Source organism: Thiothrix fructosivorans (assembly GCF_017349355.1).
In the GTDB taxonomy this organism is placed as follows: domain Bacteria; phylum Pseudomonadota; class Gammaproteobacteria; order Thiotrichales; family Thiotrichaceae; genus Thiothrix; species Thiothrix fructosivorans.
In genome coordinates this window covers 1-19,175 of record NZ_JAFMPM010000008.1, presented here as the reverse complement: position 1 = coordinate 19,175, position 19,175 = coordinate 1, and the positions used below count along the sequence as shown (strand labels likewise).

The following is a 19,175-nucleotide window of genomic DNA, read 5'->3' as shown; positions in this document are numbered from 1 at the left end:
TTATTATAATCCCTAAAAACCAAACTTACGCTTACGAATTTCTTGCGCAAGCTGATGCACCGCCATCGCGTATTTCACACTGGGATTGTAGCGGGTAATCGCATAGAAATTCTCACCACCGACCCAATATTCATCCGTTGCCCCATCCAGCTTGATTAGACTGACCTTGGCTGAATTGATAGCGCCTTGTGGTCTGACACCATTAGCAGCCAGCTCACTCAGGGAACGTGACGGTTTTTTTGCAGATGTTTCAGCGATACTAGCATAGCTACCACCGGAAATATAAGCCGGAACAGCCACCCCGCCCCCACGCTTCCAGCCATTTTTCGCAAAGTAATTCGCCACACTCGGAATCGCATCTTGCGGATTCCACAGGTCACGCTTACCGTCGCGGTTGCCATCAATCGCGTAACTGCGGTAACTGCTGGAAATGAATTGCCCCAAGCCCATCGCCCCCGCATAAGAACCACCAAATACTTGTGGCGGCATTTTTTCCTCACGTGACAGCAGCAAAAACTGCTCTAATTCTTTCTGATAAAAATCCGCGCGGCGCGGGAAATCAAAGCCCAAACTGGTCAATGCCTGTAATACATTGTGTTTGCCGGTATTTTTACCGTACTGCGTTTCCACCCCAATAATTGCCACCAAATATTCGGTATCCACCCCGTATTGACGCGTCGCACTATCCAACAGCGTGGCATGGCGATTCCAGAAATCCACCCCACCATTGATCCGCTCTTCTGTCAGGAAAATCGGACGGTACGCACGCCAGCCCTGCCCTTCCGTTGGTGCACCAGCCTTGGTTAGTGCTTCCTTATCTCGGCGTACTCCAGAAAAGGTTTGCTCCAGAAACGCAATCTCGAAACCGTGCTTATTATTCATTTTGCCAATAAATTGACGCATAGCGGGGTAACTGGCGTAATCCCCGCCCAAACCGGCGGGATAATTCACGGGTTGACGCGGCGTAGTGGTTGCCACAGGTGGCTGTTGTTGCTGGGGAAACGTGGTACGCGGTGGATTCATCACCACAGGCGGTCTAACCACGGTCGATTGCCCTGCCGGATAATTCGGCTGCGGCTGTACATCCGCATCGGGGGCAGGTGGCGCAAATACCCACGGCCATTGCGATCCCACGGTTGTACAACCTGCTAACAAACTCCCCACTACCATCAATCCGGCTAACTGAATTTTCATAGACTCTATCTCCTAAACCCTAGAGGAGAGCATGAAAATCCGTCTTCAGCTATCCCGTTGATAAATGCGTTTGCGTTTCCTCATGCCCATAATGATGCCAAACGTCATCATTAGCGTGACCACGGATGTCCCCCCGTAACTCACCAAAGGCAGCGGCACACCGACCACAGGGAGCAGCCCGCTAACCATGCCGGTATTCACAAACAAGTAAAAAAAGAACGATACACTCAGACTACCACCGAGATGACGGGCATACGTATCCTCACCCTTACTGGCAAGGTATAACCCCCGCCAAATAATGAACAAGTACAAGCCCATTAACACGATGTTGCCCACAAAACCAAATTCTTCGCCAAAGACGGCAAAGATAAAATCCGTATGGCGCTCCGGTAGGAAGTCCAAATGCGCTTGATCACCGCGCATCCAACCTTTGCCATCAATCCCACCCGAACCAATCGCAATTTTTGACTGATAAATATGGTATCCAGTTCCCAATAAATCGGATTCAGGGTCTAAAAGTGTTTCGATCCGCTTACGCTGATACTCGTGCATCCCAAAAAAGTACATCAACGGGGAAGCCACACCGACAAACAGCACTGCGCCGCCAATCAACCACCACGACATACCCGCCAAATAAATCACAAAAAAGCCCGAAGTCGCAATCAGCAACGATGTTCCCAAGTCAGGCTGCTTCATTACCAGCAGCATCGGCACTAACACCAAGACCAACGCAATCACGATGTCGATAAAACGGGGCGGCAAGGGCTTCTCGGAAAAATAATACGCCACCATCATCGGCACAGCTAACTTCATGATTTCAGAAGGCTGAATATCCATTCCAATATACAACCACCGCGTTGCCCCTTTTTTGGTAACACCCACCAGCAAAACCAAAATCAGTAGCACCACTCCAATGCCATACAACCACACCGACCATTGACGCAGCGTTTTACTGGATATTTGTGAAAAAATAATAATCAGCACCAAGCCAATCGAAAAATGGACAATTTGACGTTGCACCTGCTCCAAATTCGCATCGCTAGCACTGTATAACGTTGCCAAGCCCAGAAACACCAACAAGGACAGCACCGCTAACAACACAGCATCCACCCGCTGCAATGCCAACACCAAACCACGCGGCAATAGACTATTAATCATGACCCTTTCTCGCTTTCTTACCCTTGGTTTGCTTGGTTTTTTCGGCAGCGGCTTCTGGTTTCTTATCAGCGGCTACGGCTGCCGCTGCTGCCTGTTCAGCTTCTTGCTGAGCAACAGCGCCTTCAGGCTTTAACGCATGATCCCCGTATTGTTTTAACAAATACGCATCCATCACCTTACGCCCAATGGGTGCAGCCGTATGCCCACCACTCCCCGAAGAGTTCTCCACAATCACCGCCACCGCAATTTTGGGATCATCGGCAGGCGCAAAACCCACAAATAACGCATGGTCACGCAAGCGTTTAGCAATACGCCCCGCATTGTATTTACCACCCGCTAAACCGAAGACTTGCGCTGTACCCGTTTTACCCGCAATCCGATAAGCGGCCCCTGCTCCCGCCGCTTTTGCTGTACCACCGGGACGCATCACATTTTCCATTCCTTGAATCGTTAGATTCCAGAAACGGTCTTGCGTATCAATGGAGGGGAATGGCTCAGGTTTGAGGACACTTTCCTCCTCATTCCGCGCAGTACGCACCCCGCGCAAAACATGCGGCTTCAACCGTACCCCACGATTCGCCATAATCGACACCGCATGAGCCAACTGTAACGGCGTTGCTAACCAGTAACCTTGCCCGATACCAATATTGACCGTATCCCCCGGAAACCAGCTACGTTTGTGGCGTTTTTCTTTCCATTCTTTGCTCGGCATTAAACCTGACGCTTCACCCGGTAAATCAATACCGGTTTTATCGCCAAAGCCAAACCGCCGCATGAATCCCGAAAAGCGATCAACGCCCATCCGATAAGCCAAATCATAGAAATACGTATCGCACGATTGCTGGATGGAATATTTCAAATCCACCGAACCATGCCCCCGCTTATTCCAACACCGGAACACATGTTTCTGCCCCGACAAACGGAAAAAGCCGGGGTCATACACCCGCGAACCCGGAGTCACCACCCCTTCCGCCAAACCAGCCACCCCCACCATTGGTTTAATGGTTGAGCCGGGGGGATACGTTCCCTGCAAAGCACGGTTGAATAACGGGCGACTGGGGTCTTCCCGCAACGTGGTGTAATCTTTTTGTGTAATCCCATTGATAAACAAATTCGGGTCAAAGGTCGGCACACTTGCCAGTGCTAACACCTCGCCATTGGTAGGATCCATCGCCACAATCGCCCCACGCTCACCTTTGAGTGACTGCTCAGCAGTAATTTGCAGATTAATATCCAACCCTAAGAACAATTCCTCACCACCAATAGGCTCTTGCTCACTCAGCACGGATTGCTTTTTACCGTGCGCATCAACTTCAATCTCGTGATAACCCGCCTTGCCGTGCAAACGGGCTTCATGAAAAGCCTCAATGCCCGACTTACCGATGTGGGTTGTGCCGATGTATTCATCTTTATTAACGCGTTCTAAATCACGGGCATCAATACGCCCGACGTAGCCGATAACATGGCTAGCCGTTTCCATCAGCGGATAATACCGCTCCATCCGCACTTCCATCGTAACACCGGGAAAGCGCGGACGATTCACCGCAAACGTAGCGACTTCTTCTTCGGTCAAATCACCACGGATCGGGATCGGTTGATACTTGAAACGGCGTACTTGCGTTTTGAACAAGCGTACATCTTTATCGATTAACGGGATAATTTTGCCCAGCCGATCTAACAGACCGTCCACATCCGCCAAGCTGGATTTACCATCACCGTTTTCATCGCCAATATTGTCACGTACCACTTCCAGTACGTATTGCGTGTGGCTATCCGCCAAGAGGACACCGTTACGGTCATAAATCTGACCACGGTTGGGAGGAATGGGAATGCGTTTTTGGTAATGCTGGCGCGAAAGCTCAGCATACTTCTCATGTTGCGACACCTGGAGCTGGTAAACCCGCCCCAGGATCGCTAATAAGGCAAACAGGATAATAATACCCGCGACAACAACGCGCACATTGAACATGTGCTGCTCATCGCGTTCCAATTTAATGGGTCTATCGCTCATAACTTACTAACGAGCATCCTGTTGCCCTGCCTAAAATCGGGCGACTATAACACAGATTAAGAGAACGGAATCTCTTTCGGCTGCTCAGTGTTATAACGCTCAAGACTAGACAGAATTTCTGCCTTGGCTTCATCAACATCCGCCCAGCCTTCAACCTTGACCCACTTACCCGCATCCAGTTCTTTGTAACGCTCAAAGAAATGTTGGATTTGGCTCAACAACAACTGGGGCAGTTGTGTGTAAGAGGTAATATCGCGATACCCAGAAGACAGTTTATAATCTGGCACAGCAACAATTTTCGCATCAATCCCAGACTCATCTGACATTTTCAGCATACCAATCGGGCGCACAGGAATAACGCAACCGTGCATCAATGGTGTTGGTGTCACCACCAATACGTCCGTTGGGTCACCATCGTCAGCCAAAGTATGCGGAATAAACCCATAGTTTGCCGGATAAAACATCGGCGTAGACAGGAAACGGTCAACGTACAGCGCCCCACTTTCCTTATCCAGTTCATACTTGACAGGGGTGGACAGTGCCGGGATTTCGATGATGACATTCACGCTGTTTGGAACGTCACGCCCCACAGGAACTTTATCAATATTCATTGTTTACTCTACCGTTGTGTAAGAATCACGGTATTATAACGCCAGTTGCTGAATTCTCACAGCAACTAACCACCACTACTTGTCGACAATTTCAAGAGAATCGCATGGCACACTCATTACGCGACCAACTCCTTAAAGCCGGGTTAGTCACAGAAGCACAGGTTGAAAAAGCTAACCAGCCCAAACCGACCAACCCACGACCGCAGCAGGCAAAACCCAAACCACCGCGCCGTGACAACCGACCAGCGGCTGCCCCACCGCAGCGGGAAATCCCTCAAAATCAAGCGCCTCGCCCGATTGCAAAAGAAAAGAAAGAAAAAAGTGACCTTGCGCAATTCTATGAAGCACGCGCCAAAACCGAACGCGAAGAACGTCAACAAGCCGAACAGCGCCAGCGTGAAATCGCCGAACGCCGCAAACAAACCCGCGCTCAAGTGGCTACACTCATCAATGACAACTTACACAATGTCGACGATGCTGACATTCGCTATAATTTTGTCGTCGGTGACAACATCAAATACCTGTACGTTACCGAGGCACAACAGCAGGCATTAGCGGATGGAAAACTCGCAATTACCTTTCTTGGCGGCAAGCGTTGCCTGATTCCCGCCGAAATTGCCCAACAAATTTTAGCGCTCGACCCCGACAAACTCATTGTTATTAACACAGCCGACGATGAGCTGCTCACTCCAGCGCCAGCGCCTGCTTGTACAACTGATTCTTAGGCAACCCCGTCAAACGGGCAGCAAGCGCTGCTGCCTGTCTGACGGGTAATTCCTCCAACAACACCGCCAGAATGCTATCGGCACGCAAGGCACTCAGTTGCTCTTGGTCTTCCGTCAGCACCTTGCCCGCGATCACCACCACGAATTCACCACGCGACATATTGGTATCAGCCGCCAGTTGCGCCACCAACTCCCCCGCCGTACCGCGATAAATACTTTCAAACAACTTGGTCAACTCGCGCAAAATCACCATACGCCGGTCTGTACCCAAGGTTGCCACCACATCGTCTAACATATCCGCAATACGGTGGCTGGATTCGTAATACACCACGGTGCGCGGCTCATCCTTCACGCTTTCCAAGCATTTGCGACGTGATACCGATTTTGCCGGTAAAAAGCCTTCAAACACAAACCGATCCGTCGGCAAACCCGCCACCGACAAGGCCGCAATCAACGCGCTTGCCCCCGGAATCGGCACAACCTTATGCCCCGCCTCCCCCAGCGCATGAACCAGCTTGTAACCGGGGTCACTGATCAGCGGCGTACCCGCATCGCTCACCAGCGCCAATTGCATCCCCTGCTCTAGCTCTGCTTGAATGCTAGCAACCCGATCTGCTTCATTATGATCGTGCAAACTCGCCAGCGTATTTTGAATACCGAAATGGGTCAGCAAGCCGCGAGTCACCCGCGTGTCTTCCGCGTAAATCTTATCCACTTCCGCCAGAATCCGCTTACCACGCTCAGTCATATCCGCCAGATTGCCAATGGGTGTTGCCACGCAATACAAAATGCCTTGTTTCATGCTCATTCCTAAAAAGACGAAGCCCACCTTGACGGGTGGGCTTCTGGTTTCAACTGACCTTGCCAGCGTTTAGGCTAACAATGGCACAATCAACAACGCCACAATGTTGATGATTTTAATCAACGGATTAATCGCAGGGCCTGCGGTATCTTTGTACGGGTCGCCAACGGTATCACCCGTCACCGCCGCCTTGTGCGCCTCAGAACCTTTGCCACCGCAATTACCTTCCTCAATGTATTTCTTGGCATTATCCCACGCGCCGCCACCCGTGGTCATGGAAATCGCCACGAAAATACCCGTGATAATCGTACCCACCAACACGCCACCCAAGGCTTGAGCCCCCAGCGTTAAGCCCACAATGACAGGAATGGCGACAGGCAGCAACGACGGCAAGATCATTTCCTTAATCGCCGCTTTGGTTAACATATCCACGCATGTTCCGTATTCTGGCTTACCAGTGCCCTCCATAATACCCGGAATGTCGCGGAATTGACGGCGTACTTCCACCACCACTGAACCTGCGGCACGCCCTACTGCTTCCATGCCCATCGCAGCAAACAAATACGGCACCATACCACCAATGAACAAGCCAATAATCACCATGTGATTGGAAAGGTCAAAGGTCAAACCGGGATGGCTCGTGGACAGCGCGTGGGTGTAATCCGCAAACAACACCAACGCCGCCAAACCCGCTGAACCAATCGCATAACCTTTCGTCACCGCTTTAGTCGTATTCCCCACGGCATCCAACGGGTCAGTAATATTACGCACCGACTCTGGCAAACCCGCCATTTCTGCAATCCCGCCCGCGTTGTCAGTAATCGGGCCGTAAGCATCCAATGCCACAATAATCCCCGCCATCGACAGCATTGACGTTGCGGCAATCGCAATTCCATACAACCCTGCCAATTCATACGCGCCCCAAATCGCCAAACACACCGCCAGAACAGGCGCGGCGGTGGATTTCATCGACACCCCCAAGCCCGCAATAACATTCGTGCCATGCCCTGTGGTCGATGCCTCAGCAATATGGCGCACTGGCGCGTATTCGGTCGCGGTGTAATATTCGGTAATCCACACCATTGCCGCCGTCAATACTAAGCCGATCACCGCCGAGCCATAGAGCGCATCCACCGAATACACCCCGTTATCCCCCATCATGATCCACGTCGCGGGGTAGAACAGGATTAACGAAGCAACACCCGCCACCGCCAAGCCACGGTACAACGCATTCATGATTTTGCCGCCTGCGCGCGCTTTCACAAACAGCACGCCCAGAATTGATGCTAAAATGGAAAAACCACCCAATACCAGCGGGTAAATAATCGCATTTTCCGAACCATCCATCAGCAAGCCACCCAGCAACATGGTGGCAATAATGGTTACGGCATAGGTTTCAAACAAATCCGCTGCCATCCCCGCGCAATCGCCGACGTTATCCCCAACGTTATCGGCAATTACCGCCGGATTACGGGGGTCATCTTCGGGAATTCCCGCTTCGACTTTACCCACCAAATCCGCGCCGACATCCGCACCTTTCGTGAAAATGCCACCGCCTAAGCGAGCAAAAATAGAGATTAATGAACCACCAAATGCCAACCCCACCAGCGCGTGAGTTGCCTCACTGGATGAAGTTCCCGTCAGGGTCAACGCAGCGTAATAACCCGCCACCCCCAGCAACGCCAAGCCAACCACCAACATGCCAGTGATTGCCCCACCTTTAAACGCCACATCCAGCGCCGCATTCAAGCCCTGTTTCGCCGCTTCCGCCGTGCGCACATTAGAACGTACCGACACATTCATGCCGATATAGCCTGTCGCACCCGATAAAACCGCGCCCAACGCAAACCCAATAGCCGTTTGCCAACCCAAGGCGATAAAAATGGCAGCAAATAACAGAATCCCCACGACCGCAATCGTGGTGTATTGACGGTTCAAGTAGGCTTGCGCCCCTTCCTGAATGGCTTGAGCAATGCGACGCATGTTCGCATCACCCTCTGGGCGAGCAAGCACCCAGCGGATAGTAATACCACCATAAACGAGTGCAGCAAGCGCACACAACATGGCTACGGCTAAACCTGTGGACATTAAAACACCTCCATCAGCTATTCGTTATCATTAGGACATCCCCAACAAGCATAGCCCTGTTTTCTCAATCTAACTGCACTGTTTCATTCACTTTTTTGATGTTTATCAGGCATTATTTCTGCGCTGCGCTGCGATAAAATACCGCTGACCGCATCAAACATTCAGTATCCCGAAAAAAAAATGCTATATTTCGGCAAGCAGCCCCTCACGAACAGGTACTAGGATTCACATCATGCAACCAAGATTTCACCAAAACCTCCTGAAATATTGCTCCCTTTCCTTATTAGTCGTTCCCCTTTTCCTGCAAGGGTGCTCACCAACCACGGGCGTTTCCGGTACAGAGGGCAGCAGTGCCACCCAAGGCAGCGCCAGCGTCGAACAAGCCAATGCTTTGTTTAACCAGGGAAAAAAACGCGAAGCCGCGCAAACATACTTTGCCGCTGCCGCCCGCTATCCCACACCACAACGCGAACGGGTCATTTTGCAAGCGGCTGAAATCGCTGCCTCCATCGGTGATGCACAGCTCACCAATACTTATTTAGCCCGCGTCCCCGCCGCCGCATTAGATGGTGAAAATCGTGCACGGCAAGCCTATGTCCGCGCCCTGTTAGCGCTGCAACAAAATAATCCCTCACTCGCGTTACGCACCTTACCCACCAATCTGGATAATTTGTCCCCCGCGTTGCGCGAAAAAGTGAAACACATCCAGCAACGCGCTGCCGCAGGCGGTGGCAAAAGTGCAGCAGTAGGACAAAATGTCCAGCAAGCCTTAGTGCCCACCAGCGTGAACCGCGTGGCTGCCTTGCTGCCTCAATCCGGCGCACTCAGCAGTGTTGGGCAAGAAATCTACCGTGGCATGGAAACGGCTCGCACCAGCATTGCCAGCGATACCACCGTGCAACTGTATGATGTCAGCGCTGGCGGTGCCGTTGCGCAATACCAACGCGCCGTTGCGGATGGCGCAGATGTCATCGTCGGCCCACTCGACAAAGAATCCCTCGCGCAATTGCTGGCACAACCGCAACTGCTTTCCAAACCATTGGTCAGCCTGAATTACCTCACCAATAGCCGCAATATTCCGGGCGCACTCTACCAATTCGGCCTGTTGCCGGAAGACGAAGCGCGGCAAGTGGCTGAAGCGACCACGGCACGCGGTTTACGCACTGCCATTGTGCTCGCCCCTGCATCCAGTTGGGGCGATCGCGTTGCGGGGGCATTCCGCAGCGCCTACCAAGCCAAGGGTGGACAAGTCGTTAATATTCAGCAATATCCCGACGCCGCTTCCAACGCATACCTGCAAAATGTGCAAAATGCTATTGCTGCCACACAAGGACGTGCCAGCATGGTATTTCTTGCTGCCTCCCCCAGTCAGGCACGTTTAATGCAGCCCTTATTGGCATCGCAAGCCCCTAACGTGCCGGTATACGCCACCTCACACGTCTTCTCTGGGCGTACCGATGCAGGCAAAGACGCGGATCTGGATGGGATTCTGTACACCGAAATCCCGTGGGTTATCGAGGGCTTGCAAAACGGCAGCCTGAACAATTCCACCTTCCCACGCATGTTCGCGTTAGGCATGGATGCCATGCTGATTGCCAAAAACCTGCCCAGTATCGGCACGAACCCGAACACACAAGTCAACGGCAAAACCGGCAATATCCGCTTGGCGGGCAACCGTCAAATCCAACGTACCTTGCTGTTTGCGACCTTCGCCAACGGTGTGCCGCACGCTGTTGGACAATAAGCCGCAAGCGCCGCACCTAATACGCGGCATCAGCACCGAACAACTGGCTTGTGAACACTTACAAGCCAGCGGTTTGCAACTGCTGCACCAGAATTACCGCCTAAAAATGGGCGAAATCGACCTCATCATGCGCGACGGCAACATTATCGTGTTTGTCGAAGTACGCTACCGCAAAACCGCCCGTTACGGCGGCGCTTTGCTCAGTATTGACCCACGTAAGCAAGCGCGTATCATCCGCACCGCACAACACTACCTGCAATACCGCGCCCCCAACGCCCAAGCGCGTTTCGATGTGGTAGCGGTGGAAGGTGATAACCAGATTAACTGGATCAAAAACGCTTTCGAGGCAGGTTAAAGGGCTAACCATGACATTACACACACGCATCCAACAACACTTCGCGGACAGTATCGCCACCAAACAAAAGGCGCTCACGCTGTTGCAAGACCCCATTCTCGCCGCCGCTACGCTGGTATTCGACACCGTACAACAAGGTGGAAAAATCCTCAGTTGCGGCAATGGCGGCTCGGCGGGGGATGCTCAGCATTTTTCCTCCGAAATGCTCAACCGTTTCGAGCAAGAACGACGCGGCTTACCCGCGATTGCGCTGACCACCGATACATCCACACTCACTTCCATCGCCAACGATTACAGCTACGAGCGGGTCTTTTCCCGCCAGATCGAAGCCCTAGGGCGCAAGGGTGACGTGCTGCTAGCAATTTCCACCAGCGGCAATTCCACCAATGTGAATCGCGCCATCGACGCCGCGCATGAATGCGGGATGCAAGTGATTGCCCTCAGCGGTAAAGCAGGCGGCAGCATGAAAGACCTATTACAAGCGGGTGACGTGGAATTGCGCGTTCCCGCCGAGAGCACGGCACGGATTCAGGAAACGCATTTGCTATTAATCCACTGCATCTGCGACTTGGTTGACCAAATGTTGCTAACCGAAGGATAGCTCGCATGAGGCAAGCCCCTAGCCCGCACAGCGTCACTTTTTTTCGCGAAGCCGCACCCTACATCCACAACCATCGCGGCAAAACCTTCGTGATCGCGTTTGCGGGTGAAGTCATTGACACGCCACGCTTTCGGCAAATTGTGCAAGACCTTGCCATTATTTCCAGCCTCGGTGCACGGCTGGTGCTAGTGCACGGCACACGCCCACAAATTGACGCACGGCTGCACCGTACCAATACCTCGATTCGCTTGCACAAAGGCATCCGCATTACCGATAGCGTATCGTTGCTAGCCGCGCAGGAAGCCATCGGTTTTTTACGCATCCGCATCGAAAACTTGCTGACTCATGCCCTCAATCAACCGTCCCTGAATAACGAAGGGCTGGGGATTGTCTCTGGCAATTACATTACGGCGCGTCCACTGGGTATTTGCGACGGCATCGACTACGGCTACAGCGGGCAAGTGCGCAAAATCAACCACACGCTGATGCAGCAACAACTTGATTCCGGCAATATCGTGCTGCTCTCGCCGATGGGCTATTCACCAACGGGCGAAGCCTACAATTTGCGTTACGAACAAGTCGCGGTTGCCGCCACCAAAGCGATTAAAGCCGACAAACTGATTTTCCTCAGCCACCAACCACTAAATTTGCCGCACGAACTCACCCTTGAGGAAGCCAAAGCGAGCTTGCCCTACAACCCGCTGCTACCCGCCGTGCTTGAAGCCTCGGAAAACCAAGTGGAACGCATCCACCTACTCGATGCCGAGATTGATGGCGCATTGCTGCTGGAACTGTATACCCGCGACGGCGTGGGCAGCATGATTGCTGCCGAACAATTTGAGCGCTTGCGAGTGGCAACGATTGAAGACATTAGCGGGATTATGGAACTGATCCGCCCGCTGGAAGAACGCGGCATTTTGATCAAACGTTCCCACGAACAACTCGAACTGGAAATCGACAACTTCCACATCATCCTCCGCGACCGCGAAGTGATTGCGTGCGTTGCTTTGTATGATACCGATGATCCGCAAGTCGCCGAACTCGCCTGCCTCGCCGTTAGCCAGCAAGATCGCGGTGGCAATCGCGGCGATAAACTCCTCAAACACGTTGCACAACTCGCCAAAACGCAAGGTAAAAACCGTCTGCTGGTGCTGACCACGCAGACCACGGATTGGTTTCGGGAACGTGGCTTTGAAAAAGGCAGCGTGGAAGAACTGCCTGCCAACAAAAAATCGCTATACAACTACCAGCGTAATTCACAGGTATTGTTTAAAACGTTGGAGTAACACTGATGAAACCCCTGCTTGCACTCTTGCTCTTTTGTCTTGCCGCCACCGTCATGGCAAAAGATTTTTCACAAGATTTTGCTGTAGTGTTTATCAATGAAGCAACAGAAGCCCGTTATGGGCGCATCCCTCTTGAGCGGTCACTGCTTGCACAAGCTGTGGACAATGCCAGCAAGGCAGGGGCAAAAGCTATCATGATCAAATTTTTTCTGGATCAAGCACGTACTGCTACAAGCGACCAACAGCTTGCTACAAGTATAGCCACCACCCCCGTGCTGCTTCAGGCGAGAATCGACCCATCAGAACATAATCCCAATGAACTCCCCAAACGGTTTACACTCCCAGAAACTGATTATTCAACAGCTATATCGGGCGATAGCGGCTGGATTCCCCTCCCCGCCTTCGCAGAACATGCCCATGACGTATGCTTCGTTGATTTTGATGACTCACCTGTTCCAGTTGTCGAAACCTATCAAGGCAAAACGGTTAAATCCCTATTACTCTGCGCGGCAGAATTGGCTATTGGGCAAAAAGCCATAATTACCCCCAGCAAAAGCCTTGCCATCGGTCAGTATACTGCCCCACTGGATGCCTTAAATCGGGTGACGCTCACCTCACCAACGCTGCCTACCTTCGCATCACTGGAATTTAATCAACTTATTGACGGCACGCATCCAACCTCAGCCTTACAAGATAAAGTTGTCATTATTGCCTACGAGGGTGCGAATATTCCCACGGTCAAAACGCCATGCGGTGACATCGGCCTGCATCGGCGCTTTGTGCAGCTATTGCAGACATTTTATGAAAGCCTTGCGACGGCAGAGTCACTTTGCCTCCCTTGCTCCCCTCCTTTGCAAAAGGAGGGGTTGGGGGAGGATTTTCTTAAACCGCTGCCAACACCGCATTCAACGTCGCACTAGGGCGCATTACCGCCTCCGTCTTCGCCGAATCAGCGTAATAATACCCGCCCAAATCCACCGCTTGACCTTGCACGGCATTCAATTCCGCCACAATCACTTGCTCATTCTCTGCCAAGGCTTTTGCCAACGGTGCGAACTGTGCCGCTAATGCTGCGTCATCCGTTTGCGCTGCTAACGCTTCCGCCCAGTACATTGCCAGATAGAAATGGCTACCGCGTGTGTCCAATTGCCCCGTCCTTGCAGACGGCGACTTGCGGTTATCCAGTAACTTACCCGTTGCTAAATCCAAGGTCGTTGCCAAAATCTTGGCACGCGGACTCCCCGTCTGGATAGCGACTTCTTCCAACGACACTGCCAACGCCAAAAACTCACCCAACGAATCCCAACGCAAGTGATTTTCCCCCACCAACTGCTGTACATGCTTGGGTGCAGAACCGCCCGCACCCGTTTCAAACAAGCTGCCACCTGCCATCAATGGCACAATCGACAGCATTTTGGCACTTGTCCCCAACTCCATGATCGGGAACAAATCCGTCAGGTAATCGCGCAAAATATTGCCTGTCACGGAAATCGTATCCATGCCGCGCACAATCCGCTCCAAGGTGAAACGCATCGCCCGCATTTGCGACATGATATGAATTTCCACGCCCGTCAGATCATGGTCTTGCAGGTACAAATTCACTTTTTTGATCAATTCCGCCTCATGCGGACGGTATGGGTCAAGCCAGAAAACGGCTGGTGTATTCGACTGACGTGCCCGATTCACCGCCAATTTCACCCAATCACGCACGGGCGCATCTTTCACTTGGCACATACGCCAAATATCACCCGCTTCGACGTGTTGCTCCATCAACACCTTGCCTTGATCATCCACAATCCGCGCCACACCATCCGTTGGCACCTCAAAGGTCTTATCGTGCGAACCGTATTCTTCCGCCTGTTGCGCCATCAAGCCCACGTTAGGCACAGAACCCATCGTTGCCGGATCAAATGCACCATTGGTTTTGCAGAAATTGATCATTTCCTGATAAATACGCGCAAACGTGCTTTCAGGAATCACCGCTTTGGTATCCTTGAGCTTGCCATCCACACCCCACATTTTGCCGCCGTTACGGATCATCGCAGGCATCGACGCATCCACAATCACATCATTCGGCGCGTGCAAATTGGTAATGCCCTTGTCGGAATCGACCATCGCAATTTCCGGCTGGCTGGCATAACACGCCTGAATATCCGCCTCAATTTCCGCACGTTGTTCCGCTGGCAATGACTGAATTTTCTCGTAAACACTGCTCATGCCATTGTTCGGATTAACCCCCAACTGCGCAAACAGCTCGCCGTGCTTGGCAAATAAATCCTTGAAAAACACCTTAACCGCATGACCAAACACGATGGGATGCGACACCTTCATCATGGTTGCTTTCACATGCAGGGAAAACATAATGCCGGTTTCTTTAGCATCGGCTAATTGTTCTTCGTAGAAAGCGCACAAGGCTTTCTTGCTCATGAACATGCTGTCGATGATTTCATCTTTCAGCAGCGAGGTTTTTTCTTTCAAGCGCATGACTTGACCATTCGCCATCACCAGTTCCATGCGTACATCACAATCACGCGTAACTGTCATGGATTTTTCACTGGAATAAAAATCACCACGGCGCATAAACGATACGTGAGTACGCGATGCCGGACTCCACTTGCCCATCGAATGCGGGTTTTTCTGTGCGTAACGTTTCACCGCTGGCGGCGCACGGCGGTCGGAATTGCCCTCACGCAATACCGGATTCACCGCACTGCCCAACACTTTAGCGTAACGGTTCAGTAGCTGTTTTTCGGCATCGGTTTGCGGATTTTCGGGGTATTCCGGTACAGTAAAACCCTTGGCTCGCAGCTCAGTGATCGCGGCTTTCAATTGCGGCATCGAGGCACTGATATTCGGTAACTTAATGATATTAGTGTCAGATACCTGTGTCAGACGACCCAATTCCGCCAGATTATCCGGCACACGTTGCGCCTCAGTCAGGTAATCGGGAAATTCCGCCAGAATACGCGCTGCCACTGAAATATCACTTTGCGTCACTTGAATATCGGCTGCCGCTGTAAACGTCTTCACAATCGGTAATAATGAATACGTTGCCAACAAAGGGGCTTCATCGGTCAGCGTATAAATAATCGTTGGATGTTGAACAGTCATTCTTTTTCCCTGCGTTTGATGGTAATCAGCCCGCCCGTTATCATGCTAGCGGCGGGTTTGATGTAAAAATATCGGCGCATTATTGTATCATGCCGTCTATCTCTTTGGGGCTATACTCTGCATCAATTTATCTACCCATCAGCGTCCCGCCACTCCATGAATCGCCGAGCGCATCCACCACACCGCAACCAACCCCGGCACGGCCATCAGCATCGAAAACAAGAAAAAGTTAGGCCAGCCAATACTTTCCGATAACACCCCTGACAGTGGACTAACGTAGATGCGCCCCAGCGAGGCAAACGCCGACAACAACGCATAATGGGTTGCCGTAAAACGCTGGTTGCACAAACTCATTAGCAATACCGTGAACGCTGCCGTACCCATACCGCTGGTGATATTTTCCACCGAGATAACCGTCATCAACAAAAAATCAATCTCACTCGCCGTAGACGAAGACACCAAAACCCAATCAAACGCAGGCAACATAAAACTCCCCCACGCACCGCGTCCCTGCATCGCCAAGACCCAAAACCCCAGATTAGAGAACAACTGCAACACACCAAAAACCAGCAGTGACTTAAACAATGACCAGCGCAGCATCAACACGCCAGCCAGTAATGCCCCTAAAATCGTCGGCCACATGCCAAAAATTTTGATAACAATACCCACCTCTCCTGACAGAAATCCCATCCCCTTAATAAGAAAAGGTGTCGTCAAACTACCCGCAAACGCATCTCCCAATTTATACAATATAATCAATAACATAAATGCGACTGCGCCTGTCTGCGAGAAATAACTATCCAAGGAACGGTTCAAGGTTTCAAACCCCACCTTACGCGCCATCCAATACCCTGCTGGCAAGGCAACCAATACCTGCGTCAGCAAAAACACCAGTTTCCACCATTTATTGGGCGTAGCGGGGTCAAATCCCAAACCAATCAACACAAACTGTGCGGCGAACCACCCACCAGCAAACCCCAAGAGCATCGCCGTAAAACCCAGCAATTCCTGCTTCGGCTCAGAGGCTAACGGCTTCAATTCACTGGAAACCTTAGGCAATAACACCAATGACAAGCCTGCTGCCACCACCATAATGCCAGCCATCACTTGATATACCTGCCCCCACCCCTGTTCCTGCGCCCAAATCAACGCAATACCACCCGACACAATCATGCCAACACGATAACCAAATACCGCAAAAGACCCACCCAACCCACGTTCATGGGCTAGCAACACATCGGTTCGATACGCATCCACCACAATATCTTGCGATGCCGACATAAACGCTACCAACAAAGCAACCACCGCGAATAATTCCAAATTATCCTTAGGACTTAACTGCGCCATCCAATACAACATCACCGCCAGCGACAATTGAGTAATCACCAACCAGCCACGTCGTCTACCTAAAAAAGGCGGATCAAACCGATCCATCAACGGCGCCCATAAGAACTTGAAGGAATAAGGAATTCCCACCAACCCCAAAAAACCAATGGTCGCAATATCCAAACCATCAACCGTCAGCCAAGCCTGCATTGCCTGCCCCGATAACGCCAACGGCAAACCCGATGCAAACCCCAGAAATAGCACCGCAAACAAACGTAAACCAGCCATGCACAAACCCTTCTAGTCTTATTGATTAATGAGCAAGACCACATCATCGACGAATCGTTCCACGTTGTAAACGCCCAACAATCGCCTCACGCCTAACCGCTTGTAAGTGAGTTTGCAACTTTCATCCTCTACCAGCAGACCCTTTTAAAAGTCTTGACACATACTTCGGAACATCACGCAAGGCACGACAAACCCCAAAAAAGCGTGAACGAATTTATTCCTAGTGCAACAGGATGCAGACACTTCTGATATGGATTTTTCGGTAGTTCTGCACGTCCCACGAACACAGGCTGTTCACTCAGGAATAATAAAGAGCGGCTGAAATGACTTCAGCCACGACTAGTCAAAAAGCTAAAGGAGCATGAAATGCTTAATAATCTCTCCCCTCTGAGCGGCAATAACTCGGTTATCAGCGGCAACTATGGCAGCAGCAACACAAGTTCAACGTTAGGTTCTTCCAGCTCTAGTTTGGGCAGTATGTCTAGCGGCTTGCCGGGCATGGGTGGCGACAGCACGCAACTGCTGATGAGCCTTCTGCAAATGATCATGGCACTATTGCAACAAATGCAACAGGGTGGTCAACAAGGTAACACTGGCACTGGCAACACTGGCACTGGCAACACTGGCACTGGCAACACTGGCACTGGCAACACTGGCACTGGCAACACTGGTTCTTGCGCTCCAGGCAGCACAACTGTGACTGTATGTGTACCTGCTGGTGCAACCGGTGCAACTGGCGCGAAAGGCGATACCGGTGCAACTGGCGCGAAAGGCGATACCGGTGCAACGGGCGCGAAAGGCGATACCGGTGCTACTGGTGCGAAAGGCGACACTGGCGCTACGGGTGCTAACGGCGCGAAAGGCGATACCGGTGCAACGGGCGCGAAAGGCGACACTGGCGCTACGGGTGCTAACGGCGCGAAAGGCGATACCGGTGCGACGGGTGCTAACGGCGCGAAAGGCGACACTGGCGCTACGGGTGCTAACGGCGCGAAAGGCGACACTGGCGCTACGGGTGCTAACGGCGCGAAAGGCGACACTGGCGCTACGGGTGCTAACGGCGCGAAAGGCGATACCGGTGCAACGGGCGCTAACGGCGCGAAAGGCGATACCGGTGCAACGGGCGCTAACGGCGCGAAAGGCGATACCGGTGCGACGGGTGCTAACGGCGCGAAAGGCGATACCGGTGCAACGGGCGCGAAAGGCGACACTGGCGCTACGGGTGCTAACGGCGCGAAAGGCGATACCGGTGCAACGGGTGCGAAAGGCGACACTGGCGCTACGGGTGCTAACGGCGCGAAAGGCGATACCGGTGCAACGGGCGCTAACGGCGCGAAAGGCGATACCGGTGCAACGGGCGCGAACGGCGCGAAAGGCGATACCGGTGCAACGGGCGCGAACGGCGCGAAAGGCGACACTGGCGCTACTGGTGCTAACGGCGCGAAAGGCGATACCGGTGCAACGGGCGCGAACGGCGCGAAAGGCGATACCGGTGCAACGGGCGCGAACGGCGCGAAAGGCGACACTGGCGCTACGGGTGCTAACGGCGCGAAAGGCGACACTGGCGCTACGGGTGCTAACGGCGCGAAAGGCGACACTGGCGCTACGGGTGCGAACGGCGCGAAAGGCGACACTGGCGCTACGGGTGCTAACGGCGCGAAAGGCGATACCGGTGCTACGGGTGCTAACGGCGCGAAAGGCGACACTGGCGCTACGGGTGCTAACGGCGCGAAAGGCGATACCGGTGCTACGGTGCTAACGGCGCGAAAGGCGACACTGGTGCTACGGGTGCTAACGGCGCGAAAGGCGATACCGGTGCTACTGGTGCTAACGGCGCGAAAGGCGACACTGGTGCTACGGGTGCTAACGGCGCGA

The 19,175-nt window shown here is 52.5% G+C and carries 15 protein-coding genes; 7 read left to right on the top strand and 8 right to left on the bottom strand.

Annotation, left to right across the window (positions count from 1 at the left end; all coding sequences use genetic code 11):
- Positions 1-12: 12 nt before the first annotated feature.
- The 4 genes from mltB to ppa are packed head-to-tail and all read right to left on the bottom strand — an operon-like array spanning position 13 to position 4,974.
- On the bottom strand, positions 13-1,194 hold the full coding sequence (gene mltB / locus J1836_RS14350) for a lytic murein transglycosylase B (RefSeq protein ID WP_207251838.1): 1,182 nt from the start codon (positions 1,192-1,194) through the stop codon (positions 13-15).
- 45 nt (positions 1,195-1,239) lie between these two features.
- A complete protein-coding gene (gene rodA / locus J1836_RS14345; RefSeq protein WP_207251837.1) occupies positions 1,240-2,352 on the bottom strand; it encodes a rod shape-determining protein RodA in 1,113 nt (370 codons plus the stop codon).
- The gene (gene mrdA, locus J1836_RS14340; RefSeq protein WP_207251836.1) at positions 2,345-4,363 is read right to left on the bottom strand and encodes a penicillin-binding protein 2; all 2,019 of its coding nucleotides are present in this window, start codon (positions 4,361-4,363) and stop codon (positions 2,345-2,347) included. Before mrdA ends, rodA begins: the two co-directional genes overlap by 8 nt.
- A 56-nt stretch (positions 4,364-4,419) precedes the next feature.
- Complete coding sequence (gene ppa / locus J1836_RS14335) at positions 4,420-4,974, bottom strand: inorganic diphosphatase (RefSeq protein WP_207251835.1); 555 nt, start codon at positions 4,972-4,974, stop codon at positions 4,420-4,422.
- A gap of 104 nt (positions 4,975-5,078) precedes the next feature.
- On the opposite strand from ppa, the gene J1836_RS14330 reads away from it, so the two are divergent.
- Positions 5,079-5,699 carry a DUF2058 family protein gene (locus J1836_RS14330; protein ID WP_207251834.1) on the top strand — a complete coding sequence of 207 codons (621 nt, stop codon included), beginning with the start codon at positions 5,079-5,081 and terminating at the stop codon, positions 5,697-5,699.
- Here the strand turns inward: J1836_RS14330 and rsmI are convergent.
- Together rsmI and J1836_RS14320 are read right to left on the bottom strand one after the other, a co-directional pair.
- Complete coding sequence (gene rsmI / locus J1836_RS14325) at positions 5,659-6,501, bottom strand: 16S rRNA (cytidine(1402)-2'-O)-methyltransferase (RefSeq protein WP_207251833.1); 843 nt, start codon at positions 6,499-6,501, stop codon at positions 5,659-5,661. The genes J1836_RS14330 and rsmI overlap by 41 nt on opposite strands.
- A 69-nt stretch (positions 6,502-6,570) precedes the next feature.
- Entirely contained in the window at positions 6,571-8,589 is a 2,019-nt protein-coding gene (locus tag J1836_RS14320; protein ID WP_207251832.1) for a sodium-translocating pyrophosphatase, read from the bottom strand.
- 232 nt (positions 8,590-8,821) lie between these two features.
- Here J1836_RS14320 and J1836_RS14315 point away from each other — a divergent pair, with 232 nt between their 5' ends.
- The 5 genes from J1836_RS14315 to J1836_RS14295 are packed head-to-tail and all read left to right on the top strand — an operon-like array spanning position 8,822 to position 13,495.
- On the top strand, positions 8,822-10,333 hold the full coding sequence (locus J1836_RS14315) for a penicillin-binding protein activator (protein ID WP_207251831.1): 1,512 nt from the start codon (positions 8,822-8,824) through the stop codon (positions 10,331-10,333).
- The gene (locus J1836_RS14310; RefSeq protein ID WP_207251830.1) at positions 10,323-10,688 is read left to right on the top strand and encodes a YraN family protein; all 366 of its coding nucleotides are present in this window, start codon (positions 10,323-10,325) and stop codon (positions 10,686-10,688) included. Before J1836_RS14315 ends, J1836_RS14310 begins: the two co-directional genes overlap by 11 nt.
- A 10-nt stretch (positions 10,689-10,698) precedes the next feature.
- Complete coding sequence (locus J1836_RS14305) at positions 10,699-11,289, top strand: phosphoheptose isomerase (protein ID WP_207251829.1); 591 nt, start codon at positions 10,699-10,701, stop codon at positions 11,287-11,289.
- Between the two features lie 5 nt (positions 11,290-11,294).
- Complete coding sequence (argA, locus tag J1836_RS14300) at positions 11,295-12,575, top strand: amino-acid N-acetyltransferase (protein WP_207251828.1); 1,281 nt, start codon at positions 11,295-11,297, stop codon at positions 12,573-12,575.
- A 53-nt stretch (positions 12,576-12,628) separates the two neighbouring features.
- Positions 12,629-13,495 (top strand): CHASE2 domain-containing protein, encoded by an 867-nt coding sequence (locus tag J1836_RS14295; protein ID WP_207251827.1) that lies wholly within the window; start codon positions 12,629-12,631, stop codon positions 13,493-13,495.
- Here the strand turns inward: J1836_RS14295 and J1836_RS14290 are convergent.
- Both J1836_RS14290 and J1836_RS14285 read right to left on the bottom strand, forming a co-directional pair.
- Complete coding sequence (locus J1836_RS14290; RefSeq protein WP_207251826.1) at positions 13,458-15,686, bottom strand: NADP-dependent isocitrate dehydrogenase; 2,229 nt, start codon at positions 15,684-15,686, stop codon at positions 13,458-13,460. The genes J1836_RS14295 and J1836_RS14290 overlap by 38 nt on opposite strands.
- A 138-nt stretch (positions 15,687-15,824) precedes the next feature.
- Positions 15,825-17,300 carry an AmpG family muropeptide MFS transporter gene (locus J1836_RS14285; protein WP_207251825.1) on the bottom strand — a complete coding sequence of 492 codons (1,476 nt, stop codon included), beginning with the start codon at positions 17,298-17,300 and terminating at the stop codon, positions 15,825-15,827.
- A gap of 366 nt (positions 17,301-17,666) precedes the next feature.
- On the opposite strand from J1836_RS14285, the gene J1836_RS14280 reads away from it, so the two are divergent.
- Positions 17,667-19,175 (top strand): YadA family autotransporter adhesin (locus J1836_RS14280; RefSeq protein WP_278189501.1); only part of this gene is annotated, 1,509 nt, incomplete at its 3' end.